Annotated in this window: 20 protein-coding genes; 5 read left to right on the top strand and 15 right to left on the bottom strand. The window is 68.0% G+C overall.

Annotated elements, in window-relative coordinates:
- Positions 1-9 precede the first annotated feature (9 nt).
- The 5 genes from atpD to BM162_RS06195 all read right to left on the bottom strand — a co-directional run bounded on the left by atpD (position 10) and on the right by BM162_RS06195 (position 5,437).
- Positions 10-1,434, bottom strand: a complete 1,425-nt coding sequence (gene atpD / locus BM162_RS06215; protein WP_093419263.1) for a F0F1 ATP synthase subunit beta — start codon at positions 1,432-1,434, stop codon at positions 10-12.
- 18 nt (positions 1,435-1,452) lie between these two features.
- Positions 1,453-2,331 carry a F0F1 ATP synthase subunit gamma gene (locus BM162_RS06210; protein WP_093419260.1) on the bottom strand — a complete coding sequence of 293 codons (879 nt, stop codon included), beginning with the start codon at positions 2,329-2,331 and terminating at the stop codon, positions 1,453-1,455.
- A gap of 12 nt (positions 2,332-2,343) precedes the next feature.
- Entirely contained in the window at positions 2,344-3,879 is a 1,536-nt protein-coding gene (gene atpA, locus BM162_RS06205; protein ID WP_093419258.1) for a F0F1 ATP synthase subunit alpha, read from the bottom strand.
- The gene (locus BM162_RS06200) at positions 3,879-4,439 is read right to left on the bottom strand and encodes a F0F1 ATP synthase subunit delta (protein WP_093419483.1); all 561 of its coding nucleotides are present in this window, start codon (positions 4,437-4,439) and stop codon (positions 3,879-3,881) included. Before BM162_RS06200 ends, atpA begins: the two co-directional genes overlap by 1 nt.
- A gap of 251 nt (positions 4,440-4,690) precedes the next feature.
- Positions 4,691-5,437, bottom strand: coding sequence for a methyltransferase domain-containing protein (locus tag BM162_RS06195; RefSeq protein WP_093419256.1), 747 nt, complete (start codon positions 5,435-5,437; stop codon positions 4,691-4,693).
- 62 nt (positions 5,438-5,499) lie between these two features.
- Here BM162_RS06195 and gloB point away from each other — a divergent pair, with 62 nt between their 5' ends.
- The 3 genes from gloB to BM162_RS06180 all read left to right on the top strand — a co-directional run bounded on the left by gloB (position 5,500) and on the right by BM162_RS06180 (position 9,733).
- Entirely contained in the window at positions 5,500-6,270 is a 771-nt protein-coding gene (gene gloB, locus BM162_RS06190) for a hydroxyacylglutathione hydrolase (protein WP_093419245.1), read from the top strand.
- A 176-nt stretch (positions 6,271-6,446) separates the two neighbouring features.
- Entirely contained in the window at positions 6,447-8,768 is a 2,322-nt protein-coding gene (clpA, locus tag BM162_RS06185) for an ATP-dependent Clp protease ATP-binding subunit ClpA (protein ID WP_093419243.1), read from the top strand.
- Positions 8,765-9,733, top strand: a complete 969-nt coding sequence (locus BM162_RS06180; RefSeq protein ID WP_093419242.1) for a M23 family metallopeptidase — start codon at positions 8,765-8,767, stop codon at positions 9,731-9,733. The genes clpA and BM162_RS06180 overlap by 4 nt, the downstream gene beginning before the upstream one ends.
- Positions 9,734-9,769: 36 nt before the next feature.
- Here the strand turns inward: BM162_RS06180 and BM162_RS06175 are convergent, their stop codons facing one another.
- From BM162_RS06175 to BM162_RS06160, 4 genes are all read right to left on the bottom strand, one after another.
- Entirely contained in the window at positions 9,770-11,335 is a 1,566-nt protein-coding gene (locus BM162_RS06175) for a BCCT family transporter (RefSeq protein ID WP_093419241.1), read from the bottom strand.
- 61 nt (positions 11,336-11,396) lie between these two features.
- The gene (locus tag BM162_RS06170; RefSeq protein WP_093419234.1) at positions 11,397-13,838 is read right to left on the bottom strand and encodes a peptidoglycan -binding protein; all 2,442 of its coding nucleotides are present in this window, start codon (positions 13,836-13,838) and stop codon (positions 11,397-11,399) included.
- Positions 13,839-13,840: 2 nt separating this feature from the next.
- Entirely contained in the window at positions 13,841-15,040 is a 1,200-nt protein-coding gene (locus BM162_RS06165; protein WP_093419233.1) for a biopolymer transporter ExbB, read from the bottom strand.
- Between the two features lie 66 nt (positions 15,041-15,106).
- A complete protein-coding gene (locus BM162_RS06160) occupies positions 15,107-15,658 on the bottom strand; it encodes a gamma-glutamylcyclotransferase (protein WP_245759184.1) in 552 nt (183 codons plus the stop codon).
- 62 nt (positions 15,659-15,720) lie between these two features.
- On the opposite strand from BM162_RS06160, the gene BM162_RS06155 reads away from it, so the two are divergent.
- Positions 15,721-16,728 (top strand): DUF2125 domain-containing protein, encoded by a 1,008-nt coding sequence (locus tag BM162_RS06155; protein WP_177215081.1) that lies wholly within the window; start codon positions 15,721-15,723, stop codon positions 16,726-16,728.
- Here BM162_RS06155 and BM162_RS06150 read toward each other — a convergent pair.
- The 6 genes from BM162_RS06150 to BM162_RS06125 form a co-directional block, all read right to left on the bottom strand.
- Positions 16,716-17,510 carry an extensin-like domain-containing protein gene (locus BM162_RS06150; protein ID WP_093419216.1) on the bottom strand — a complete coding sequence of 265 codons (795 nt, stop codon included), beginning with the start codon at positions 17,508-17,510 and terminating at the stop codon, positions 16,716-16,718. The genes BM162_RS06155 and BM162_RS06150 overlap by 13 nt on opposite strands.
- The gene (locus BM162_RS06145) at positions 17,507-18,424 is read right to left on the bottom strand and encodes a prephenate/arogenate dehydrogenase family protein (RefSeq protein ID WP_093419214.1); all 918 of its coding nucleotides are present in this window, start codon (positions 18,422-18,424) and stop codon (positions 17,507-17,509) included. Before BM162_RS06145 ends, BM162_RS06150 begins: the two co-directional genes overlap by 4 nt.
- Positions 18,424-19,476, bottom strand: a complete 1,053-nt coding sequence (hisC, locus tag BM162_RS06140; RefSeq protein ID WP_439332820.1) for a histidinol-phosphate transaminase — start codon at positions 19,474-19,476, stop codon at positions 18,424-18,426. The genes BM162_RS06145 and hisC overlap by 1 nt, the downstream gene beginning before the upstream one ends.
- A gap of 102 nt (positions 19,477-19,578) precedes the next feature.
- Positions 19,579-21,000, bottom strand: a complete 1,422-nt coding sequence (locus tag BM162_RS06135; protein WP_093419191.1) for a homospermidine synthase — start codon at positions 20,998-21,000, stop codon at positions 19,579-19,581.
- Between the two features lie 485 nt (positions 21,001-21,485).
- Entirely contained in the window at positions 21,486-22,106 is a 621-nt protein-coding gene (gene rpsD, locus BM162_RS06130; protein ID WP_093419190.1) for a 30S ribosomal protein S4, read from the bottom strand.
- 199 nt (positions 22,107-22,305) lie between these two features.
- Positions 22,306-22,857: a L,D-transpeptidase gene (locus BM162_RS06125; RefSeq protein ID WP_093419189.1), complete on the bottom strand. Its 552-nt coding sequence runs from the start codon at positions 22,855-22,857 to the stop codon at positions 22,306-22,308.
- A 303-nt stretch (positions 22,858-23,160) separates the two neighbouring features.
- Between BM162_RS06125 and BM162_RS06120 the strand changes: the two genes are divergently transcribed.
- Entirely contained in the window at positions 23,161-24,567 is a 1,407-nt protein-coding gene (locus BM162_RS06120) for a cytochrome ubiquinol oxidase subunit I (RefSeq protein WP_093419183.1), read from the top strand.
- Position 24,568 lies beyond the last annotated feature (1 nt).

Raw genomic sequence — 24,568 nt, 5'->3', positions numbered from 1 at the left:
ATCGCCCCCTTACGCCGCTTCCGCGGCCATACGCTCGGCCTTGGCCTTCACCTCTTCGATGCCGCCGACCATGTAGAAGGCGCCCTCGGGCAGGTGATCGTACTCGCCGTTCACCACCGCCTTGAAGGACGAGATCGTGTCCTCGAGCGGCACCTGAACGCCGGGCGAACCGGTGAACACCTCGGCGACGTCGAACGGCTGGCTGAGGAAACGCTGGATCTTCCGGGCGCGGGCCACGGTCAGCTTGTCCTCTTCCGACAGTTCGTCCATGCCGAGAATGGCGATGATGTCCTGCAGCGACTTGTAGCGCTGGAGGATACCCTGCACGTCACGGGCGACCTGGTAGTGCTCTTCGCCGACCACGCCCGGATCGAGGATCCGCGAGGTCGAGTCGAGCGGGTCAACGGCCGGGTAGATGCCCAGCTCCGAGATCGCACGGTTGAGAACCGTCGTGGCGTCGAGGTGCGCGAACGATGTCGCCGGCGCCGGGTCGGTCAGGTCGTCCGCGGGCACGTAGATGGCCTGCACCGAGGTGATCGAGCCCGACTTCGTCGAGGTGATCCGTTCCTGCAGCGCACCCATGTCGGTGGCCAGCGTCGGCTGGTAGCCCACGGCCGAGGGAATGCGGCCCAGAAGCGCAGACACCTCGGAGCCCGCCTGCGTGAAGCGGAAGATGTTGTCCACGAAGAACAGAACGTCCGTGCCGGACTGGTCGCGGAACTGCTCGGCCAGGGTCAGACCGGACAGCGCGACGCGGGCACGGGCACCCGGCGGCTCGTTCATCTGGCCGTAGACCAGCGCCACCTTCGACTTCGTCAGGTCGTCGGCGTTGATGACGCCGGACTCAATGAATTCGTGGTAGAGGTCGTTGCCCTCGCGGGTCCGCTCGCCGACGCCGGCAAAGACCGAGTAGCCCGAGTGCACCTTGGCGATGTTGTTGATCAGTTCCTGGATCAGAACCGTCTTGCCCACGCCGGCGCCGCCGAACAGGCCGATCTTGCCGCCCTTCGAGTACGGGGCGAGCAGGTCGATGACCTTGATGCCGGTGACGAGGATCTCCGACGAGGTCGACTGCTGCGCGAAATCCGGCGCCGGGGCGTGGATCGGGCGGCGCTCGGCCGACTCGACCGGGCCCTTTTCGTCGATGGCCTCGCCGACCACGTTCATGATCCGGCCGAGCGTCGCGTCGCCCACCGGCATGGTGATCGGGCCCCGGGTGTCCGTGACCTCTTGGCCGCGGACCAGACCTTCGGTCGAGTCCATGGCGATGGTGCGGACGGTGTTTTCGCCGAGGTGCTGGGCCACTTCCAGAACCAGGGTCTTGCCGTGGTTGTCGGTGGTCAGCGCGTTGAGGATCTCGGGCAGGTGGTCGTCGAACTGCACGTCGACGACGGCGCCGATGACCTGCGTCACTCTGCCTTTCTGGTTAGCCATATCGGTGTCTCCGGTTCCTTAGAGCGCCTCGGCGCCCGAAATGATCTCGATCAGCTCGTTCGTGATGACGGCCTGGCGGGTGCGGTTGAACTCGATCGTCAGCTTGTCGATCATCTCGCCCGCGTTCCGGGTCGCGTTGTCCATCGCGCTCATCCGGGCGCCCTGTTCGGACGCCCCGTTCTCGAGCAGGGCGGCGAAGATCTGGGTCGCCACGCCACGCGGCAGCAGGTCGGCGAGGATCGCCTCCTCGTCCGGCTCGTATTCGTAGAGCGGCGTGGCGCCTTCGGCGGCATCGCCCTCGTCGAACTTGGCCGGGATGATCTGCTGTTCGGTCGGCTTCTGGCTGATCACGGACTCGAAGCGCCCGTAATAGATCGTCGCCACGTCGAACTCGCCCTCGTCGAAGCGATGCAGCACGTCCCGCGCGATGTCCTGCGCGTTCGAGTAACCGACGCGCTTGACCTCGCTCAGGTCGATGTGGCCGATCAGCTTGTCGCCGTGGTCACGGCGCAGCATCTCGCGGCCCTTCTTGCCGACGGTCAGGACCTTGACGGTCTTCCCCTCGGCGACGAGCTGCTCAATCCGGTAGCGCGCGATCTTGACGATGGACGAGTTGAAGCCACCGCACAGCCCCCGCTCGGCCGTCATGACGACAAGCAGGTGCGTCTGGTCGCTTCCCGTCCCGGCAAGAAGCTTGGGCGCCGTCGGGCTGTCGGCCACCGAGGCCGCGAGCCCCGCCATCACGGCGTTGAACCGTTCGGCATAGGGGCGCGCGTTTTCGGCAGCTTCCTGGGCGCGGCGGAGCTTGGCCGCCGCGACCATCTGCATGGCCTTCGTGATCTTCCGCGTCGACTTGACGCTCGAGATCCTGTTTTTCAGGTCCTTGAGGCTCGGCATTCAACTGCCCCCTTAGGCGAAGTCGGCCGCGTACTCGTCGAGAACGGCCTTGATGCGGTCGGCGGCGTCGCCCTTGATCTTCGGATCCTCGTTGGTGATCCAGTCGAGCAGGTCGCGGTGCTTGCCGCGCAGGTGCTGCAGCAGGCCACGTTCGAACCGGCCGACGTCACCCACCGGCAGCTTGTCCAGGTAGCCGTTGGTGCCCGCGAAGATGACCACGACGATCTCGGCGTTGGTCAGCGGCGAGTACTGCGGCTGCTTCATCAGCTCGGTCAGGCGCGCACCGCGGTTCAGCAGGCGCTGGGTCGAGGCGTCGAGGTCCGAGCCGAACTGCGCGAACGCCGCCATCTCGCGGTACTGCGCCAGTTCCAGCTTCACCGGGCCGGCCACCGACTTCATCGCCGAGGTCTGCGCCGACGAACCCACGCGCGACACCGACAGACCGGTGTTCACGGCCGGACGGATGCCCTGATAGAACAGTTCCGTCTCGAGGAAGATCTGGCCGTCGGTGATCGAGATCACGTTGGTCGGGATGAACGCCGACACGTCGCCGCCCTGGGTCTCGATGATCGGGAGCGCGGTCAGCGAGCCGGCGCCGTTCTCCTCGTTCATCTTCGCCGAGCGCTCGAGCAGGCGGGAGTGGAGGTAGAACACGTCGCCCGGGTAGGCTTCACGCCCCGGCGGACGGCGCAGAAGCAGCGACATCTGGCGGTAGGCCACGGCCTGCTTGGACAGGTCGTCATAGATGATCAGCGCGTGACGGCCGTTGTCGCGGTAGTACTCGGCCATCGCGGTCGCGGCGTAGGGCGCGAGGAACTGCATCGGCGCGGGGTCCGATGCGGTCGCGGCGACGACAGTCGTGTATTCGATCGCGCCGGTTTCTTCGAGCTTCTTAACCAGCTGGGCGACGGTCGAACGCTTCTGGCCGACGGCCACGTAGATGCAGTAGAGCTTCTGGCTCTCGTCGGTGGCGGCGTCGTTGTACGACTTCTGGTTCAGGATCGTGTCCATCGCCACTGCGGACTTGCCGGTCTGACGGTCGCCGATGATCAGCTCGCGCTGGCCGCGGCCGATCGGGATCATGGCGTCGATGGCCTTGAGGCCGGTCGCCATCGGCTCGTGCACCGACTTGCGCGGGATGATGCCCGGCGCCTTGACGTCGGCGACGCGGCGCTCGGCCGCCTCGATCGCGCCTTTGCCGTCGATCGGGTTGCCCAGGCCGTCAACGACGCGGCCCAGCAGGTTGTCGCCCACCGGCACGTCCACGATCGAGTTCGTGCGCTTGACGGTGTCGCCTTCCTTGATGTCCCGGTCCGAGCCGAAGATCACGATGCCGACGTTGTCGGACTCGAGGTTCAGCGCCATCCCCTGGATGCCGTTCGGAAACTCGACCATCTCGCCCGCCTGGACGTTATCGAGGCCGTAGACCCGCGCAATACCGTCGCCGACGGAGAGCACGCGGCCCACCTCGGCAACTTCGGCTTCCTGCCCGAAGTTCTTGATCTGCTCCTTTAGGATCGCAGAGATTTCGGCTGCCTGGATTCCCATTATCCGACCTCTTTCATGCTATGCTGGAGGGTATCGAGCTTCGAGCGGATCGACGTGTCGATCATCCTCGAGCCCACCTTGACGATGAGACCGCCGATCAGGCTCTCGTCGACGGTCGTGTTCAGTTTGATCTCGCGGCCGACGGACGCCTTGAGCGTCTCGGCCAGCTTTGTCCGCTGCCCTTCGGTCAGCGCCTTGGCGGTGGTCACCTCGGCGGTGACCTCGCCCCGCTCCTCGGCGAGACGCTCGCGCAGCGCGACGACGAGCTGCGGCAGCACGAAGAGGCGCCGCTTGGCGGCCATCAGGCGCAGCGTGTTCCCGACGGTGGCGGTCAGCCCCATCTTCTCGGCCAAAGCGGCGACGGCGGCCTGCTGCTGTTCACGGCTGTAGATCGGCGAGTGGATCAGCGCGCGGAAGTCCGTGCTTTCCTTGAGCGCCGCATCCAGCGTCTCGACATCGCTATCCACCGCCTGGAGCGAATTATCTTCCTTGGCCAGTTCGAAGATGGCCATGGCATAGCGTTGCGCAATGCCGCTTGAGATCGAAGCTGGTTCGGACACGTCCACCCTTTCGACATCGTTAATGCACCGGTATCGGGCGATACGGCGCTGTTGGACCCCACGCCCTCGCGAGCATGTCATCGAAAATCGGCGTGGGTGTAGCAGAGGGATGCCGCCCCCGCAACAGTATAGGGCGCGGGCGACGCCGGGGCGTCGCCCCGCAAATTAAGGGGTCGCGCCGAAGCGCCCCGGGACTTTTTTGCAGGTGCAGCAAATGCGCCGCACCCGCGGCCGTCAACGATTCCCGTGACCTAGGCCGGCTTGGCCTCGGGCTGGCCGAGACCGTCGAGCACGGTCAGCGGCCGGCGGACCCGCTCGGGCAGGTTGGGCCGGTTGGGCGCCTGCACCTGTTTCGTCGCCTCGACCATGAGAACGCCGCCCGCGTAATGGTTCGAGATGCGCCGCCCCGCGTTTTCCCACACCTGCGCCGTGCGCAGCCAGAACCGCTTCTCGCTGGGCGGCTGGAACAGCGCGGCGACGTGGCGCTGGGGCATGAAGCCGTGCCGGCGCAGCTGGTTTTCAAGCTGCGACAGGCTATAGGGTCGGCCGAACCCGAACGGCGTGCGATCCCGCCGCGCCCAGAGCCCGGCGCGGTTCGGGACGATGAACAGCGCCCTGCCCCCGGGGCCCAGCACGCGCCATGCCTCTTCCAGCACCGCCGGAGGATTCTCGCTCGTCTCGAGCCCGTGCAGCATCACCAGCTTGTCGGCCTGCCCGGTCTGCACCGGCCACAGCGTCTCTTCGCACAGCACCGACACGTTGGGCATGCCTGCGGGCCAAGGCATCACGCCCTGCTGGCCTGGCATCAGCCCGATCACCCGCCGGGCGTCGGGAAGATAGGGGCGCAGAAGCGGTACCGCGAAGCCGAAGCCCACCACCGTCTGGTTCTTTGCCTCGGGCCAAAGCGCCTGTACCTGGTCGCGTATCGCCTTCTGCGCCGCGCGGCCCAGCCGCGTGCGGTAATAGAACGTTCTCAGGTCCAGGACGTCGAGATGCATTGTCCCCGTCCACTTTCGTGGCATCTGTAGAGGGAACATAGGAAAAAGGAGGACCGCGCGCCATGCCCCTGGAAATCGTTACCGTCCCGTGTCGCACCGACAACTACGCCTTCCTGATCCACGACGACGCCAGCGGTGAAACCGCTCTGGTCGACGCGCCCGAGGCGGCGCCGATCCTGAAGGCGCTGGACGAGCGCGGCTGGCGGCTTCAGCACGTCTGGCTGACCCATCACCACGCCGACCACGTCGAGGGGCTGCCCGAGCTCCAGACCTCGCAGCCCGACATCAAGGTGCTGGGGGCAGAGTCCGACCAGAACCGCCTGCCGCCGCTCGACACCGCCGTGACCGACGGCGAAAGCTTCGAGTTCGCGGGCGATCGGGTCGAGGTGATGGACGTCTCCGGCCACACGCTGGGCCACGTCGCCTTCTACATTCCGGGCGCCAAGGCCGCCTTCACCGCAGACAGCCTGATGTCGCTTGGCTGCGGGCGCGTGTTCGAGGGCACGCCCGAGATGATGTGGGCCAGCCTGCGCAAGCTCGCCGCCCTGCCCGACGACACCACGATTTACTCGGGCCACGAATACACGCAGACCAACGCCCGCTTCGCCCTGACCATCGAGCCGGACAACCCGGCGCTGAAGGACCGCGCCCGCCGGATCGAGGAGGCGCGCGCCAGGGGGGAACCGACCGTGCCGTCGGCGCTTTCCGAGGAACTGGCGACGAACCCGTTCCTGAGGGCGCACTTGGACGAGGTGAAATCTGCCTTATCTATGGAAGGAGCAGACGACGCCGAGGTGTTTGCCGAGATCAGGGCCCGCAAGGATCGCTTCTGATTCCGCCTCGATCCGCGTCAACCCGTAGCCCCATCCGCCCTCTCACGAAATTTGTGAGCGCGGCATCCGAGAAATCGCTTGAAGCGCGGGCGCAAACAACCAAGCTTTAAGACCAAGAGGCCACGGTCTGGACGGGCTTCGGCCCGCTCCCGACGCAAGACAGAGGAGCACGCCACGTGCCTTCATTTTCCAATACGCTCGAGCAAGCCATCCACGCCGCGCTGGCCCTGGCCAACGCGCGCCGTCACGAACTCGCGACGCTGGAACACCTGCTTCTTGCGCTGATCGACGAGCCGGACGCCGCGAAGGTGATGAAGGCCTGCTCGGTCGATCTCGAGGAGCTGCGCCGCACGCTCGTCGATTTCATCGACGACGACCTGTCGACGCTGATGACCGAGATGGACGGATCGGAGGCGGTGCCCACTGCCGCGTTCCAGCGCGTGATCCAGCGTGCGGCCATCCACGTGCAAAGCTCCGGCCGGACCGAGGTGACGGGGGCCAATGTGCTCGTCGCCATCTTCGCCGAGCGGGAGTCGAACGCCGCCTACTTCCTGCAGGAGCAGGACATGACCCGCTACGACGCGGTCAATTTCATCGCCCACGGCGTCGCCAAGAACCCCTCCTTCGGGGAAAGCCGGCCCGTCACGGGTGCCACGGAGATCGAGGAAGAAATGGCGAGCGAGGAAGGCGGCGAGCAGAAGGAATCTGCCCTTGCGAAGTACTGCGTCGATCTGAACGCCAAGGCGAAGAAGGGCGACGTGGACCCGCTGATCGGGCGTGAACACGAGGTCGAGCGCTGCGTGCAGGTGCTCTGCCGCCGGCGCAAGAACAACCCGCTTCTGGTGGGCGATCCCGGCGTCGGCAAGACCGCCATCGCCGAGGGGCTGGCGCGCAAGATTGTCAATGGCGAAGTGCCCGAGGTGCTCTCGGGCGCGACCATCTTCTCGCTCGACATGGGCGCGCTGCTGGCCGGCACCCGCTATCGCGGCGACTTCGAGGAGCGGCTGAAGGCCGTGGTGTCGGAACTCGAAGAACATCCCGACGCGGTGCTTTTCATCGACGAGATCCACACCGTGATCGGCGCCGGGGCGACATCGGGCGGCGCGATGGACGCGTCGAACCTGCTCAAGCCCGCGCTTCAGGGCGGCAAGCTGCGCTGCATGGGCTCCACGACCTACAAGGAGTTCCGTCAGCACTTCGAGAAGGACCGCGCCCTGTCGCGGCGTTTCCAGAAGATCGACGTAAACGAGCCGACGGTCGATGACGCGGTGAAGATTCTCAAGGGCGTGAAGGAGTATTTCGAGCGCCACCACGAGATCAAGTACACCGCCGACGCCATCAAGTCGGCCGTCGAGCTGTCGGCGCGCTACATCAACGACCGCAAGCTGCCCGACAAGGCGATCGACGTCATCGACGAGGCCGGGGCGGCCCAGCACCTGCTGGCCGAAAGCAAGCGGCGCAAGACCATCGGCGCCAAGGAGATCGAGGCCGTCGTCGCCAAGATCGCCCGCATCCCGCCCAAGAACGTCTCGAAGGACGACGCCGAGGTGCTGCGCGACCTGGAGGGTACGCTGAAGCGCGTGGTGTTCGGGCAGGACCAGGCGATCGAGGCTCTGTCCTCGGCGATCAAGCTGGCCCGCGCCGGACTGCGCGAGCCCGAGAAGCCCATCGGCAACTACCTGTTCGCCGGCCCCACCGGCGTCGGCAAGACCGAGGTGGCCAACCAGCTTGCCGCAACGCTGGGGGTCGAGATTCTGCGCTTCGACATGTCGGAATACATGGAGAAGCACGCAGTCAGCCGCCTGATCGGCGCACCTCCGGGCTATGTCGGCTTCGACCAGGGCGGCCTCCTGACCGACGGCGTGGACCAGCACCCGCACTGCGTGCTCTTGCTCGACGAGATCGAGAAGGCGCACCCGGACGTCTTCAACATCCTTCTGCAGGTGATGGACCACGGCAAGCTGACCGACCACAACGGCCGGCAGGTGGACTTCCGCAACGTGGTCCTGATCATGACCTCGAACGCGGGTGCGCAGGAACAGGCCAAGGCCGCCATCGGCTTCGGCCGAGACCGGCGTGAGGGCGAGGATACCGCCGCCATCGAGCGGACGTTCACGCCCGAGTTCCGCAACCGCCTGGACGCGGTCATCAGCTTCCAGCCGCTGCCGAAGTCGGTGATACTGCAAGTGGTCGAGAAGTTCGTGCTCCAGCTCGAGGCGCAGCTGATGGACCGCAACGTGTCCATCGAGCTGACCAAGCCGGCGGCCGAGTGGCTGGCCGACGAGGGCTACGACGACAAGATGGGCGCGCGCCCGTTGGGCCGCGTCATTCAGGAGCACATCAAGAAGCCGCTGGCCGAAGAGCTTCTGTTCGGCAAGCTGTCGAAGGGCGGCGTGGTCAAGGTGGGCGTCAAGGATGGCGGGCTCGACCTGAAGATTGACCCGCCCGAGACTCGGCGCCTGTCCTCGAAGAAGCCGCCGCTTCTGACGGCCGAGTGAAACGGACCGCCCTGATCGTGGCACTCCTGTCCCCCGCGGCGCCCGCCGCGGGGGATCCTGCATTCTCCGTTCCCATCGACTGCACGCTCGGGGAAACCTGCCATATTCAGCAATACACCGACCTCGACCCCGGCCCCGGCGCGACGGATTACACCTGCGGCCCCCTGTCCTATGACGGACACAAGGGCACGGATTTCGCCCTTCCGACTCTGAAAGAGATGCAGGCCGGCGTGGATGTCCTCGCCGCCGCCCCCGGAACAGTCACCGCCGTCCGCGACGGCATGTCCGACGTCGCCGCAACCCCCGAAACCGCCGCCACCATCGCGGGTCGCGAATGCGGCAACGGCGTCGTCGTGTCCCATGGCGACGGGTGGGAAACGCAGTACTGCCACCTGAAACGCGGCTCTGTTGCCGTGGAGCCCGGCCGACAGGTCGACGCAAAATCCGTGCTGGGGCAGGTCGGCCTCAGCGGCGACACGCAGTTCCCGCACGTCCACCTCTCGGTCCGTCACGAGGACGCGGTGGTGGACCCCTTCGCCCCCGACGCCGACGCCACCTGCGGCACGTCCGGGCGCACGCTGTGGGAAGATCCGCCGCTCTACGCCTCCGGCGGCCTCATCGACGCGGGCTTCGCCGCCGGCATCCCCGATTACGCACAGGTAAAGGCGGGCGAGGCCGGGTCCGACACGCTGTCGGCCACCGCGCCCGCCCTCGTCGTTTGGGGCTACGCCTTCGGCAGCCGCACCGGCGACGAGATGATCCTGCGCATCGACGGGCCGGAGGGCGAGGTCATCGCCGAGCGCGTTCCGCTCGACAAGACGCAGGCGCAGCTCTTCCGCGCCGTGGGCCGCCGCACCCCGCCCGAAGGCTGGACGCCCGGCACCTACTCCGGCGAGGTCCGGCTGATGCGCGACGGGCAGGAAATCGATCGCCGGTCCGTCGACCTCACTGTCTCGGCGCAGTAACCGGAACGAGGAGCGAGCGGGAGGGAGCGCCGAGCGTCAGTCCGGCCGATCCTCGCCGCTCCACGGCTCCTCCGGCCGGCGCTGTTTGCGCCCTGCCCGCACGCCCTGCCGCTCGCGCGCCAGTGCAGCCAGAAGTCCCGCCGTCATCGCAAACAGCACCACGGTGAATGGCAGCGCCGCCAGCACGACCGAACGCTGGAGGATCTCGATATCCCCCGCCAGGATCATCGCCGCCGTCAGTGCGCCGATGCCGACGCTCCACGCGACCCGGCGCACAACGCTCGGGCGGCTTTCGCCGTCCGACAGGATCGTGTTGACCACCAGCGTCCCGGAATCCGCCGAGGTGGCGAAGAACACAGCGACAAGGAAGATGACCATCCCGTTCACCGCCGTCGCCACCCCGCCCGGCGCGCCGACCTCGCGGATGGTGACGAACAGCGCGCGCGCCGGCTCGCCCTCGGTCGCCGCGGCGATGTCGGCTTGACCGGTCGCCTGCATCTCAAGCGCGGTGCCACCCAGGACGCCGAACCAGAGGAAGGTGAAGATCGTCGGGAACAGGAACACGCCCAGGAAGAATTCGCCCAGCGTGCGTCCGCGCGAGATGCGGGCGATGAACATGCCGACGAAGGGCGCCCAAGCGATCCACCAGCCCCAGAAGAAGATCGTCCACTCGCTCATCCAGTCATCGCCGCCGGTCGCTGCGGTGAAGAAGCTCTGCCGCGGCAGCGTCTGAAGGTAGGCGCCCGCCGTCTCCAGCGTGATCGCCAGCACCCTGTTGGTCGGGCCCCAGATCAGGAAGAACAGCAACAGCGCGAATGTGAGCAGCACGTTGAACTCGCTCAGCCGCCGGATGCCGCGCTTGAGCCCCAGCACGACCGAGGTGGTGGCGATTGCAATGATGCCGGCGACGACGGTCAGTTCGACCGTGTCGGTCCGCGCGATCCCGAAGACCTCGTTCAGCCCCGTCGCCATCTGCCGCGCCCCCAGTGCCAGCGTCGTGGTCACGCCGAATACCGTTGCCACCACGGCGATTACATCGACGGCCCGCCCGACGATCCCGTCGCAGGCGTCGCCCAGCAGCGGGTGCAGCGCCGAGCGCAAGGTCAGCGGGCGCTTCAGGCGATAGGCGAAGAAGGCCAGGCACAGCCCGATCAGCGCATAGATCGCCCAGCCTGACAGCCCCCAGTGAAAGAAGGCCAGCCTGAGCGCGACGATCTGGTCTTCGCCCGGCGCATCCGAAGCGAAGGGATTGTCCTGCAGGTGCATGATCGGCTCGGCCACGCCCCAGAACAGCATGCCGACTCCAGTGCCGGCGGCGAACAGCATCGAGAGCCACGCACCCATCGCGTATTCCGGCATCTCGCCGTCGTCGCCCAGCCGGACCGAGTGATAGCGGCTGACCGCGAGCCAGAGCATCGCGCCCAGGAACGCCGCCACTGCGGCGACATAGTACCAGTTGAGAAACGCGCTCACGGTCGCGAAGGCGGCCTCGACCGTCGACGTGAACGCGCTGCGCCAGATCAGTGCCCAGCCGATCAGCGCCAGCGTGATCGCCACCGCCACGAGCGTTTCCCAGTCCGAAGCCGAGCGCGGACGCCGCATGTTTCCTCCAGTTCATTGAAACGGGAGGAGGGAACGCGGGCGCCCTCGGAGCGGGTCCGCCCTAGCGTTCGGTCAGCTTGAGCTCGATCCGGCGGTTCTGCGCCCGCGCCTCGGGAGTGTCGGCCGGATTGGCCGGGCGGAACTCACCGAAGCCGGTGGGTGCCAGGCGGCGGGCCGGGAAGCCCAGTTCCTCGGTCATGAAGCGCACCACGGACAGAGCGCGGGCCTGGCTGAGCTCCCAGTTATCGGCGAAGCGGGCGCCGGGCTGAAGCGGCAGATCGTCGGTGTGCCCGTCCACCCGGATCACCCAGTCGATCTCGTCGGGGATGTCGTCGGCCACGTCCGACAGCAGACCGGCGACACGCTCGATCTGGTCTCGCCCTTCCGGCGACAGCCGGGCCGAGCCCAGGTCGAACAGCACCTCGGACGAGAACACGAAGCGGTCGCCCACGATCTTGACGCCCTCGCGGTCGCCCAGCAGGTCGCGCAACTGCCCGAAAAATTCGGACTGGTAGCGCTCAAGACGCCGTGCCCGTTCGGCCTCGAGCCGGGCGCGCTCTGCCTCAGCCTCTGCGCGCCGGGCCTCCGCCTCCGCCCGTTCGGCCTCGGCCTCGGCGCGGCGCTTCTGCTCGACGGCCTCGCGGGCGAGCGCGGCGTTCAGCTGCCCGCCCAGCCGCTCGATCTGCACCTCGCGCTCGGCGTCCCGCTCGTCGGCCAGGTCGAGCAGCGTCTGGAGCTTCGACAGCTCCTGCCGCAGCGTCGTCACCTGCTGGTTCAGCGCCTCGACCCGCCGCTGGCTCTCCTCGGACAGCGCCTCTTCCTGCTGCAACTGCTGTCGCGCGGCGGCCAGCAGCGTCTGGCGCTCCTCGGCCTCCGACATCTGCGTCTCGGCCTCCTGCTCGGCGGCCAGCTTGGCGGCCAGCGCCGCGCGCAGTTGCTCGCGCAGCGCCTCGCTCTGCGCACCGGCCTCGCTCAGCTCGGCCTGAAGCCGCGCCTGCCGGTCCAGCGCCTCGGCCAGCAGCGCGTCGTTTTCGGCGGCCGTGCTTTCGGCCTGCGCCCGGGCCGACAGCGCAGCCTGAAGCTGCGCCTCGGCATCCGTCATGTCGTCGCGCAGCGCGACCGTCTCTTCGACCGCGGCGTCCCGCGCCAGCAGCGCCTGGGCCAGTCGCCGGTCCAACTCGGCGCGGTCGCTTTCGCTTTGGGCAAGCCGCGCCTCGACCTCTTGCAGCGACGCCGCGCTTTCCTCCTCCGCCAGCAGCGCCGCGGCCAGGCGGCGGTTGACTTCGGCGCTATCCGCCACGGCTGCGTCCAGCTCTTCGCGCAGCGTCTCGACCTCCTCGGCGCTGCGGTCGCGTGCCAGCAGCGCCGTCGCCAGTTGCCGGTTGAGGTCGGCTCGCTCGGCTTTCACCTCGGCCAGCGCGGCCTCGGCGGATTGGCGGCCCTGCAGCGCGGCCGACAGCCGCTGGTTCAGGTCGTCCTCCGCCGACCGCGCCGCCGCGAGCAGCGTAAGCGTCTCCTCGGCCTTCTTGCGCTGCTCCTCCAGCGCCAGCGACATCGCCGTCAGCTCGGCGTCGGCGTCCTCGAGCCTTTCGCGCAGCGCCGCGGCCGCCGCGGCCTCGGCCAGCCGGGCCTGCTCTTGCTCGGACAGTTGCGTGCGGGCGTCGGCCAGTCGCTCGCGCAGGCGTTCGGCGGCGGCGGCCTCGGACAGGCGCGCGGCCTCCTCGTCGGACAGTAGCGTCTCAAGCTCGGACACCTGAGCCGTCAGCGCCTGCGCCTCGCCCTCGCGTTCCTCCAGCGCGGCGAGCGCATCAGCCAGCGACGTCTCGCGCGCCTCGACCTGCTGGCGCAGGTCCGCCGTCATAGCCTCGAGCGCGTCGCGCCGGGCGGCGGCGAGGCGGGCTTCCTCGGCCTGAGCGTCAATCTCGTCGCGCGCCTGCGCCAAAGCGAGGTTCAGCGCCTCCTGCTCGGACAGGAGTTCGGTCCGCGCCTGCTGAAGCTCCTCGACCGTCGCCGCAAGTTGCGCGCCCTGGGCCTGCGCCGCGTCCCGCTCGGAGATGAGCGATGCGACCTGCTCTTCGAAGCTCGCGATGCGGGTGGCGCGGGCGGCCAGTTCCTCTTCCTGCGCCTCCGTGCGGGAGGTCAGGGTCGAGATGCGCTGCGTCTGCGCCTCGTTCTCCGAGGTCAGCGCCGCGATCAGCGCCGACTGCTGCTCGGCCGTCTGGCGCAGGTCGGCCAGTTGGCCCGAAAGCCCCTCGTTCGCGCTTTCCAGCTCGGCGCTTCGCGCCTGCTCCAGCCCCAGAAGCCGCGACAGGCCCGCCACCTCGGAGGTCAGGGTGTCGAGTTCGCTTTCCTGGCCCGAGATCGTTTCGCGCAGGGTGAACTGGATCACCATGAATATCGTCAGGACGAACATCATGACGAGCAGAAGCGCCGTCATGGCATCCACGAAGCCGGGCCAGATCGAAGCCGAGACGCGGCTGGTCGAACGCCGGGTGAGAGCCATGCTCAGCCCCGGCCGGTGCCGACCTGCGGCAGATCGGCCGCGCCCTGCTGCGCCCTGAGCGCCCGCAGAAGCTGGCGCAGGTCATGGCGCAGCTCGGACGTGGTTTCCTGCCGCCCGGCCGAGACTTCTTCGAGCAGGCGCAGAAGCTGCACGTCGATCGAGCGCAGGCGCATCCGGCTCTCGGCGTCCATGCCGCCCCCGCCCTCGCGCACCTGCGCCTCGAGCGCCTCGGCCAGCCGTTCCTGCCCGTGCGCGACGCGGTCGAGCGCCGAGGTCACCTGCCCCTCGCCCTCCATCCGCTGGGTCATCTGGGCGATCGAGTCCGTCAGTTCCTCGATCTTTCGGTCGATGAGCGAGCGCGAGACGTCGGACTGCGCATAGATGCTTTGCAGGCGGTCGATCTGCTCGGACACGTGGTCCATCATCGCCGCCATCATCGCCTGGTCCGAACTCATGTCGCCGTCGCCGGACGAGAAGCCGAGCCGCGTGATGGTCGACAGCCATTCCTCGAGCTCACGGTAGAAGCGGTTCTGGCCGTGGCTCGCGAAGAGCTCCAGCAGCCCCACCACCAGCGATCCGGCAAGCCCCAGCAGCGACGAGGCGAAGGCGATGCCCATGCCGCCAAGCTGGCTTTCCAGACCGTTCATCAGGCGCGCGAACACGGCCATCCCGTCCTCGCCCTGCTGCGGGGCGAGCGCACGGATGGTGTCCACGATGGCCGGCACGGTCGTGGCGAGGCCGTAGAACGTGCCCAGAAGGCCGAGGAAGATCAGCAGGTTGACGATATAGCGCGTGATGTCCCGCGCCTCGTCGATGCGGGTGGCGACCGAGTCGAGAATCGAGCGCGAGGACGAGGCCGAGATCTGCATCTGCCGCCCGCGCGACCGCAAGAGCGACGCCAGCGGCGCCAGCAGGCGCGGCGCCCGCACGAACTGGTGGCCAGGCGTTTCCGATGTGTGCCCCTCGATCCAGTTGACCGAACTGATCAGCTGGAACACCTGCCAGAAGCACGCCAGCACGCCGACCACGAAGACGACGGCGATGAAGCCGTTGAGCCAGGGGTTGGCCAGGAACACCGGCGCGACGCTGGGGAACGCGACATAGGCGCCCATGCCGACAAGGCCGAGCACGACGATCATCATTATGATCTGCCGGACCGGCTGCGAGAAGTGCGGCTCCGCCTCGAGCGAGGGTTTCCCCATGAACTTTAGAACCCTGTCTACTGCACCGCAGAATAAATGTTTTGCGTTGGATGTCCAACGCGCGAATCAGCGGGCGTCAGGCTCTTCTATCTCACGGACCCGTGCGGCAAGCCATTCGAGCTCGGAATCTGCGATGCCCAGTTCGGCAAGGTGAATGGCAGTGTTGTAAAGATACTGCGCATTCGGCCCACGACCGCCCACCGCGCGAGCGATGATGTGCGCCTGTTCTTCCAGCGGAAGGCCGCCGCAATACTGCACGTGATCGGGGTCGATGACATAGGCCAGTGCCTGCACGTCGCGGCCGTCGTCCAGCATCAGCTCGACCTGCCGCTCGACGTAGGCCGACGAGATCAGCTCGCGCTCGCGCAGGGCCGCCAGCGTGTCGTCCTCTGCCCCGTCCTGCACGCGGAAGCCGACGCCGGTGCAGGCCGCGTCGGGCGCCGGGTCGAGCGCCAGCACCAGCCCCGGTTCCTCGGGCGAGCCGCGGTGGTGGATCGAGCGCATGCAGAAGGTGCGCGCGTAGCCGGGCAGCCGCGCGGTGATCTGCTCGGCCACCGGGAACTCGGGATTCCAGATAAGCGAGCCGTATCCGAAGACCCACATCGGGCGCATGTCCATCGCTGGTCCTCCTTCGTCCGGCCCTATAAACAGCACCGGCAGCCGCGGCGAAAGGGGTGGACGTGCGCAAACTTCTGGTTCTGATCGTGGTCCTGGCGCTTGGCTGGGCGGGGTACTGGTTCGTCGGCGCGACGGCGGTCGAGCGCGGGCTGACGGGCTGGCTGGAGGATCGTCGCGCTGCCGGATGGACGGCGGGATACGGCGATCTGGGCGTCTCGGGCTTTCCCAACCGCTTCGACACGACGCTGACCGACCTGCACATCGACGACCCGCTTACGGGCTTCGGCTGGCGTGGGCCGTTCTTCCAGGCCTTCGCCCTGAGCTACCGGCCGAACCACGTCATCGCGGTCTTCCCGCCGCAGCAGACAATCCTCACCCCGTACGAAGAGATTGACCTTGCCGCAGGCGACATGCGCGGCAGCGTCGTCGTGTCACCGGGGATGACGCTGGCGCTCGACCGCGCGACCTTCGTGGCCGAGGATGTCGAGGCGACCGGAAGCCTCGGCTGGAGCGCCTCGGTCGAGGAGGCCCGTTTCGCAGTGCGCGAGGCGGTGCGCGAGAACGCTTATGACATCGGGCTCGAGATGCTGGGTGTCACGCCGGATGCGGCGCTGACAGAGGCCGTCGATCCCGGCGACACCCTTCCCGCCGCCATCGAGCGGGTGCGCCTGGACGCAACGGTGGTCTATTCCCGCCCGCTCGACCGGTTCGCGCTTCAGGGCGTGCGCCCGCAGCCGGTTGCGATCGAGGTCAACGGCGCCCGCGCCACCTGGGGAGACCTGGCGGTGACGGCGGAGGGGGAGCTTGACGTGGACCCCCAAGGCATCCCCACCGGAATCCTGACACTCGAGGTGCGGAACTGGCGGCAGATGCTGGCGCTGGCGGTCGAGGCGGGGCTGGTGCCCGAGCGGCTGGCCGAAACCGCCGAACGGGGGCTGGCCTTGCTGGCCGGTCTCGGCGGCGGCGGCGACTTGCGTGTACCGCTGACCTTCCGCGACGGGACCGTGTCGCTCGGCCCGGTTCCGCTTGGCCCGGCGCCGCGCCTGATCCCGCCGGTTCAGCGGCAGTAGGTGCCGCGCCGGTAGCTCGCCGTGTCGAAGTGGAAGTGGTCGACATGGTGCCTGTCGGCCGCCGGGCCCAGAACCGTGCGGAAAGGGCCGCAGGCCGAGCGGTGCATCCGCCGCAGGATCTTGCCCTTGATCGGGTCGCCCCAGCCGTCTTCGACGGTGATCGTCACGCCGTTCTGCAGCTCGATGGCCGAGATGTCGATGGCCTGGCCCATGCCGTGCTGGGATATGCGCGTGTCAGGCTCGTCGTTGACCGACCGGCAGACGTAGTGCGCGGCGACGCGGAAGCTTTCGATCCCGCCGCCGAGGGGGCCGATGGCGGGCGTCGCGCCCTTCTCGACCCAATCCTTCAGCGCCTTGGCGGTACTGCAGCCCATCACCGACGGCTGGCTGAGCGTGACGCCCGCAACCGAGGTGACGCGCACCGGATCGGACACGCCGCAGCCCGTCAGCCGGCCCGCGATCGGGCGCAGCTCGACGCCCTGGATCGCGCGGTCCCGGCAGACGGCACCGACGCGATCGCTGACGGGCACCTGCTGGGCCGGCGGGCGGATCGCGGTGGTTCGGGTGGGAGGAGACGCCCGGCCCGGACGGGGACGCGGCCGCAGCGAGCGGCGCAGGCCCGTCTGCGCCGGCGCGACCGTTTCGGCCGGCTTGCCCGGTGGTGCGGCGACGGCGGGCATCGCCGCCCAACGCGGCACCGGGCGCAGAGAGACCTCGGGCGCGGCGGCCATGGCCTGCCCGGCAAACAGCGCGGCGGCGCAGACGAAGGCCGCGGCCCTCATCGCGTGCCGCTCCGCCCGAAGTCCGGCGCGGCGGTGTCCTGCCCCGCCTCGATGATCCCGCGCCGGATGGCACGGGTCCGGGTGAAGTAGTCGTGCAGGTGCTGCCCGTCCCCGGTGCGGATTGCTCGCTGGAGGGCGAAGAGTTCCTCGGTGAAGCGACCGAGGATTTCCAGCGTCGCCTCCTTGTTCGTCAGGAACACGTCGCGCCACATCGTCGGGTCCGAGGCCGCGATCCGGGTAAAGTCGCGGAAGCCGGCGGCCGAGTACTTGATGACCTCGCTGTCGGTCACGCGCCGCAGATCGTCGGCCACGCCGACCATCGTATAGGCGATCAGGTGCGGCGCGTGGCTGGTGACGGCGAGCACGAGGTCGTGGTGCTCGGCGTCCATGACGTCGACATGCGCCCCCATCTCCTCCCACAACTCGGTCAGCCGCTCGAGCGCCCCGGCCTCGGTGCCCTCGTCCGGCACCAGCAGGCACCAGCGGTTGTCGAAGAGTTCGGCGAAGCCCGAACGGGGACCGGAATGTTCGGTGCCTGCCAGCGGGTGGCCGGGGATGAAGTGGACGCCCTCGGGGATGTGCGGGCTCACGGCCTCGATCACCGACTTCTTCACCGACCCGACGTCGGTCACCGTCGCGCCCGGCGACAGGTGCGGGGCGATCTCTTCGGCCACCTCGCCCATCGCGCCGACCGGCACGGCAAGTACGACCAGGTCCGCACCCTCCACCGCCTCGGCCGCCGTCGCCACGATACGGTCGCACAGGCCGATATCTTCGGCCACCCGGCGCGTTTCCTCGGACCGGGCGGTGCCGACGATCTCGCCCGCCAGCCCGCCGCGCCGCATGGCGTGGGCCATGGACCCGGCGATCAGGCCCAGCCCGATCAGCGCGACACGCTCGTAGACGCGGGCCATCAGCGGACCTCCCTGAACTCGCCCACGGCGTGGACGACCCGGCGGCACGCAGACTCGTCGCCGACCGTGATGCGCAGGCAGTTGGGCAGCTTGTAGCCCGCCACCTTGCGCACCAGCAGGCCCCTGGAGCGGAGGTAGGCCTCGCACGCCTCGGCCTCGTCCTGGTCCGAGAAGCGGGCGAGCACGAAGTTGGCGCAGGAGGTGTCCGACGGCACGCCAAGTCCAGCCAGCGCCTCGGCCAGCCAGGTGCGCAGCCGCGCATTCTCGGCCCGGCAGCGTTCGGCGTAGCCGCGGTCGCGGATCGCGGCCTCGGCGGCGACAAGCTGCGTCTGCGATAGGTTGAAGGGGCCCCGCACGCGGTTGAGCACGTCGATCACGGGCGCCGGGCCGTAGCCCCAGCCGATGCGCAGCCCGCCCAGCCCGTAAAGCTTCGAGAACGTGCGCGTCATGATCACGTTGTCGCGGCTGTCCACCAGCGAGGCGCCGCCGTCGAAGCCGTCGACGTACTCTGCATAGGCGCCGTCGAGCACCAGCAGCGTCTGAGGCGGAAGTCCGTCGGCCAGCCGCGCGACCTCGTTCCCGCCGATCATCGTGCCGGTCGGGTTCGCCGGGTTGGCGATGAACACCAGCTTCGTGCGGAAGCAGCAGGCGTCGAGGATGGCGTCCACGTCCACCGTGCGTTCGCGCTCGGGCACCTCGACCGGCGTGGCCCCGGCGGCCAGGGTCGAGATGCGATACATCGCGAAGCCGTGCTCGGTGTGTATCACCTCGTCCCCCGGCCCTGCATAGGCGTTGCAGAGGAACGAGATGATCTCGTCCGAGCCCACGCCGCAGATGATGCGGTCGGCGTCAAGCTTGTGCACCTGCGCGATGGCCCGGCGCAGCGACAAGTGGTCGATCGAGGGATAGCGGTGCAGTTCGTGGACGGACTTGCGCACCGCCTCCTTCACCGCGTCGGAGGGCCCGAACGGGTTTTCGTTCGAGCTGAGCTTGACCACGTCCGACACGCCCTCGGCATGGCTCGCCCCGCCCTGATAGAGCTGGATGTCCATGATGCCGGGCTGCGGCTGGATGACGTTTTCCACGAAAGGCTCCCTCGGGTCGATCGCCCCCCTCTTAGCGACGGTCTCCGGCCCTTTCCAGAGCGCGTTTCGTCACGACGCCAGCACGTTCCGGAAGAGCCACGGATCGCTTTCGTCGATGTCCTCGGCGAAGTGCTCCCACCGGTCCTGGAGCGGGGTCCAGTCGGTGTAATGCGCCTCGACCGGGCCGAGATAGGGGCGCTGCACCTCGAGGCAGCGGACGTGATCCATCTCGTCGGTCTCGACGATGCCCGCCTCGGGATTCTCCAGCGCCCAGACCATGCCGGCGAGCACCGCGCTCGTCACCTGCAGGCCGGTCGCGTTCTGGTAGGGCGCCAGTTCCCGCGTCTCGTCGTTCGACAGGCGCGATCCGAACCAGAGGGCGTTCTTCTCGTGCCCGTAGAGCAGCACCCCCAGTTCGTCGATGCCTTCGACGATCTCGTGTTCCTCGAGGATGTAGTGCTTCGTCTGCTGCTTGCCCGAGCCGAACATCTCGTGCAGCGACAGCACGGCGTCGTCGCAGGGATGATAGGCATAGTGGCAGGTCGGGCGGTACTCCGGCGCGGCCGGGTCGCCCACGGTGTAGTAGTCCGAGATCGAGATCGCTTCGTTGTGCGTGACGAGGAAGCCGAACTGCGGCCCCGGCGTCGGGCACCACGTATGCACGCGGGTGATGGCGCCCGGCCGCTCGATCCAGATGGCCGACAGGCACCCCTGCTCGTGTCGGTGGCCGTTCTCGGGGAACCAGGTCTCGTGCGTGCCCCAGCCCAGTTCGGCAGGCTGGAAACCTTCGGCGATGAAGCCCTCGACCGACCAGGTGTTGACGAAGACGTCGCGCGGACGCGGCTCGCGCCGGGCCTGCGTGTCGCGCTCGGCGATATGCACGCCTTTTACGCCGAGATCCCGCATCAGGGCGGCCCAGCCCTGCCGGTCGGTCGGCGTATCGGTGTCGCGTCCGGTGTCGCGGGCGAGCGTCGTCAGCGCCTCCTTCACGAACCACGATACCATGCCGGGGTTCGCGCCGCAGCAGGACACCGCGGTGGTGCCACCCGGATTCCGCGCCTTCTCGTCCCGGACGGCCTGCCGCAGGGCGTAGTTGGTGCGCGCCTCGTTGTCCTGCGTCTCGAAATAATAGCCGGCCCATGGCTCAACCACCGTGTCGATGTAGAGCACGCCGATCTCGCGGCAGAACTTCATGATGTCGAGCGACGAGGTATCGACCGACAGGTTCACGCAGAAACCCTTCCCTTCGGCGAACAGCTCGCCCAGCACCTCGCGGTAGTTGTCGGGCGTCAGCGCCACCTCGACATGGTTGATGCCCCGCTGGTGCAGGAAGGTGTGCACCGCGTGGTCGGGCTCGATCACGGTCAGCTTGTTCGCATCATAGTCGAAGTGCCGCTCGATCAGGGGCAGTGTGCCCCGCCCGATCGAGCCGAAGCCGATGATGACGATGGGGCCGTCGATGCGGCCGTAGTTCGGATAGTCCGTGGTCATGGGTCGCTCCCGTCGTGTCGGGAGTCGTTGTAGAGCCCAGGACGGGCGAAGGAAACCGGCGGGGCGGTGGGCGCTTGCTGCTGGGCCGAGATCCCGCGGCACGGACCTGTACTCGCATGTTCGGGACGGGTCGCGGCGCGTTATTCGCCACCGGCACGCCTCCTGCCAGACTGCGCGACGCTGCCGGGCGAGCGCCTATCCGTAGGGTGGCGCAGCGACGGTCGCATGGCGGCGCTTGATGGCTGCCCGGCCGCCGCACCGTTCGAGCGGCGCGCGGGGGTGGCCAAAGCGCCAGCCCGCCGGGACGGGCAGGCGCTCGCCCGGCGCCTTCGGCTTGGCTCCGGGCGCGAAAATTGCGCTCGGTCGCAGAAGGACGCCCTGCCTCCTCCCTTGAGGCGACCGTTGCGTCCGAACCCCGCCCCCCCCACAAGGCGAAAGGGCCGCCCCACCGGGCGGCCCTTCCGCTTCCGTCGCGCTGAACCGGATCAGTTCTGCGCGTAGTATTCGATGACGAGGTTCGGTTCCATCTGAACCGGGTACGGCACGTCGGACAGGCCCGGCTGGCGCACGAAGGTGCAGGTCATCTTCGAGTGGTCGACGTCCAGGTAATCCGGAACGTCCCGCTCGGGCAGCTGGGCAGCTTCCAGAACCGACGCCAGCTGCTTCGACTTCTGGCGGACCTCGACGACGTCGCCTTCCTTCACGCGGTAGGACGGGATGTTCACCCGCTTGCCGTTCACCAGGACGTGGCCGTGGTTCACGAACTGCCGCGCCGCGAAGACGGTCGGCACGAACTTGGCGCGGTACACGACGGCGTCCAGACGACGCTCGAGCAGGCCGATGAGAAGCTCGCCGGTGTCGCCGCGCACACGCTCGGCCTCGGCGAAGATGCGGCGGAACTGCTTCTCGGTCAGGTCGCCGTAATAGCCCTTCAGCTTCTGCTTGGCGCGCAGCTGCAGGCCGAAGTCGGACATCTTGCCCTTGCGGCGCTGGCCGTGCTGTCCGGGGCCGTATTCACGGCGGTTCACGGGGCTCTTCGGGCGGCCCCAGATGTTTTCGCCCATGCGGCGGTCGATCTTGTACTTGGCAGAGGTGCGTTTGGTCACCGTCTGATCTCCTTCTCGTGCGCCGGACGGGCCGGCAATGAAGGGCGTTGTCCTCTGGCACGGGCCCGGCTGGACCCATCCCGACAGGCATCCCCTCGCGGGGGCCACCAACACCAATGAAGCGCACCGGGGCGGACCCCGGAACGAGCGGCGCTTATACCCGCCCTGTTGCCCGTGTCAATGCCGCCCCCTTGGCGGATCAGAAGACGACAACGCGTGTGCCCAGCGGCACCCGTTCATACAGGTCCTTCACGTGCGCGTTCAGCATCCGGATGCAGCCATTCGATACCGACCGCCCGATCGAGCGCGGCTCGGTCGTGCCGTGAATGCGGAAATACGTGTCGCGCCCGTTCTGGAAAAGGTAGAGCGCCCGCGCACCCAGCGGATTGTCCGGCCCGCCCGGTACGCCGTCCTCGTACTGCTTGTAGGTCTCGGGCTCGCGCTCGATCATCTCGTCCGTGGGTCGCCAGCTGGGCCATTTCTTCTTGGCCTCGATCGAAGCCACGCCCTTGAACGCCAGCCCGGCGCGGCCCACACCGACACCGTAGCGGATCGCCTGCCCCGGCGCGTCCACGTAGTACAGGTAGTGCGCCTGTGGCAGCACGAGGATCTGGCCCGGCGCAACGCCGCGCTTGACCGGCACGATGAGCGGCCGGAAGCGCTCGGCCAGCTCGAACTCCTGCGCCGTCGCGCCGCTGGCCGCCACGGCGCCAGCCGCCGCCAGCCCGCCGAGAAATGTCCGTCTCTGCATGCTCTGAAATCTCCTTCCCCGCCCCAAGGGCGGCCCGAATGGTCGCATCCTCTGCACAACACCGGCGCGAGTCGCCGCGTTCCCGCCCGGCGCGTTCCACTGGGGTCAGTGTAACCGGACAGGCGCAGGGCGCCCCTAGTCGCGGCGGCGGAACGTCCGCCTGCCCCCGGCGTTGTTGCTTTCGCGCAGCATACGTCGCCGCCACCGCCGGGATGCGGCCGCCCGCCGCACTGCGACACCGCAGGCGATTGTCCCGGTGCGCCGGGCACTTAGGTCTGACGAGAAGACATCAGGAGGCTCGACATGCTCGGTTTCGAGGCACTGGATCTCGCACGGTTCCAGTTCGCGTTCACGGTCTCGTTCCACATCATCTTCCCCGCCTTCTCGATCGGCCTGGCCAGTTACCTGGCCGTGCTGAACGGGGCGCACCTGTTCACCGGGCGCGAGGTGTTCATGCGCGCCTTCAACTACTGGAAGAAGATCTTCGCCGTCGCCTTCGGCATGGGCGTCGTGTCGGGCATCGTCATGTCCTACCAGTTCGGCACCAACTGGTCGGTCTTCTCGGACGTCACCGGCCCGATCCTCGGCCCGCTCATGGCCTACGAGGTGCTGTCGGCCTTCTTCCTCGAAGCCGGATTCCTGGGCGTGATGCTGTTCGGGCGCGACAAGGTGGGGCCGAAGCTGCACTTCGCGGCGACCTTGATGGTGGCGCTCGGGACCTTCTTTTCGGCCTTCTGGATCCTCAGCGTGAACAGCTGGATGCACACGCCGGCCGGATTCGAGATGAACGAGGTGGGGCAGTTCGTGCCGGGCAACTGGTGGGACATCGTGTTCAACCCGTCGTTCCCCTATCGGCTGGTTCACATGGTATTGGCCGCCTACCTGACCACGGCGCTCGTCGTCGGCGCGTCCGCGGCGCTGCACCTCATGCGCAACCGCGAGAACCCGGCGGCGCGGCTGATGTTCTCGATGTCGATGTGGATGCTTCTGGTCACTGCGCCGCTTCAGATCCTGGCGGGCGACTTCCACGGGCTCAACACCCTGGAACACCAGCCGCAGAAGGTCATGGCGATGGAGGGGCATTACGACAGCCACCCCGACGGCGCGCCGCTGATCCTGTTCGGCATTCCCGACCCCGAGAACAAGGAGATCGATTACGCCGTCGAGATCCCCAAGCTGTCGAGCCTGATCCTCAAGCACGACCTGAACGCGCCACTTGCCGGGCTCGACACCATCCCCGACGACGAAGAGCCGCCGGTCGAGATCGTGTTCTGGTCGTTCCGCATCATGGTCGCGCTAGGCTTCGCGATGCTGGGGCTGGGCGCGTGGGGCGTAATCCAGCGCCTGCGCGGCCGGCTTTACGACGACGGCTGGTTGCACCGCGCCTCGATCGTGATGGGGCCGATGGGCTTCGTCGCCGTGCTGTCGGGCTGGGTGACGACGGAAGTGGGCCGTCAGCCCTATACCGTCTACGGCGCACTGCGCACCGCCGAGAGCGTCTCGCCTGTCGAGGCGTCGGCGGTCGGCAGCTCGCTCATCGCCTTCATCCTGATCTACTTCGCCGTGTTCGGCGCGGGCACATACTACATCCTTCGCCTGATCAACCGCGCACCCGAGACGGCCAAGGGCAAGATCACCGAGGGGCCGATCCGCACGGCGGGCATCACGCCCGCGCCCGAGGAAGACCCAGACGCCATACCGGGAGAATAAG

It is taken from the genome of Tranquillimonas alkanivorans (assembly GCF_900115595.1).
Classification (GTDB): domain Bacteria; phylum Pseudomonadota; class Alphaproteobacteria; order Rhodobacterales; family Rhodobacteraceae; genus Tranquillimonas; species Tranquillimonas alkanivorans.
Note: the sequence above shows the minus strand (reverse complement) of the source record. Positions and strands in the feature narration are given on the sequence as shown.

Coding starts and splice junctions, on each gene's coding strand:
- BM162_RS06120 (WP_093419183.1), top strand. CDS start 23,161: ATGCTCGGTTTCGAGGCACTGGATCTCGCACGGTTCCAGTTCGCGTTC.
- hisC (WP_439332820.1), bottom strand. CDS start 19,476: ATGGACATCCAGCTCTATCAGGGCGGGGCGAGCCATGCCGAGGGCGTG.
- BM162_RS06145 (WP_093419214.1), bottom strand. CDS start 18,424: ATGGCCCGCGTCTACGAGCGTGTCGCGCTGATCGGGCTGGGCCTGATC.
- BM162_RS06165 (WP_093419233.1), bottom strand. CDS start 15,040: ATGGGGAAACCCTCGCTCGAGGCGGAGCCGCACTTCTCGCAGCCGGTC.
- atpA (WP_093419258.1), bottom strand. CDS start 3,879: ATGGGAATCCAGGCAGCCGAAATCTCTGCGATCCTAAAGGAGCAGATC.
- BM162_RS06175 (WP_093419241.1), bottom strand. CDS start 11,335: ATGCGGCGTCCGCGCTCGGCTTCGGACTGGGAAACGCTCGTGGCGGTG.
- BM162_RS06125 (WP_093419189.1), bottom strand. CDS start 22,857: ATGCAGAGACGGACATTTCTCGGCGGGCTGGCGGCGGCTGGCGCCGTG.
- atpD (WP_093419263.1), bottom strand. CDS start 1,434: ATGGCTAACCAGAAAGGCAGAGTGACGCAGGTCATCGGCGCCGTCGTC.
- BM162_RS06160 (WP_245759184.1), bottom strand. CDS start 15,658: ATGGACATGCGCCCGATGTGGGTCTTCGGATACGGCTCGCTTATCTGG.
- BM162_RS06210 (WP_093419260.1), bottom strand. CDS start 2,331: ATGCCGAGCCTCAAGGACCTGAAAAACAGGATCTCGAGCGTCAAGTCG.
- BM162_RS06170 (WP_093419234.1), bottom strand. CDS start 13,838: ATGGCTCTCACCCGGCGTTCGACCAGCCGCGTCTCGGCTTCGATCTGG.
- BM162_RS06135 (WP_093419191.1), bottom strand. CDS start 21,000: ATGACCACGGACTATCCGAACTACGGCCGCATCGACGGCCCCATCGTC.
- BM162_RS06195 (WP_093419256.1), bottom strand. CDS start 5,437: ATGCATCTCGACGTCCTGGACCTGAGAACGTTCTATTACCGCACGCGG.
- gloB (WP_093419245.1), top strand. CDS start 5,500: ATGCCCCTGGAAATCGTTACCGTCCCGTGTCGCACCGACAACTACGCC.
- BM162_RS06150 (WP_093419216.1), bottom strand. CDS start 17,510: ATGAGGGCCGCGGCCTTCGTCTGCGCCGCCGCGCTGTTTGCCGGGCAG.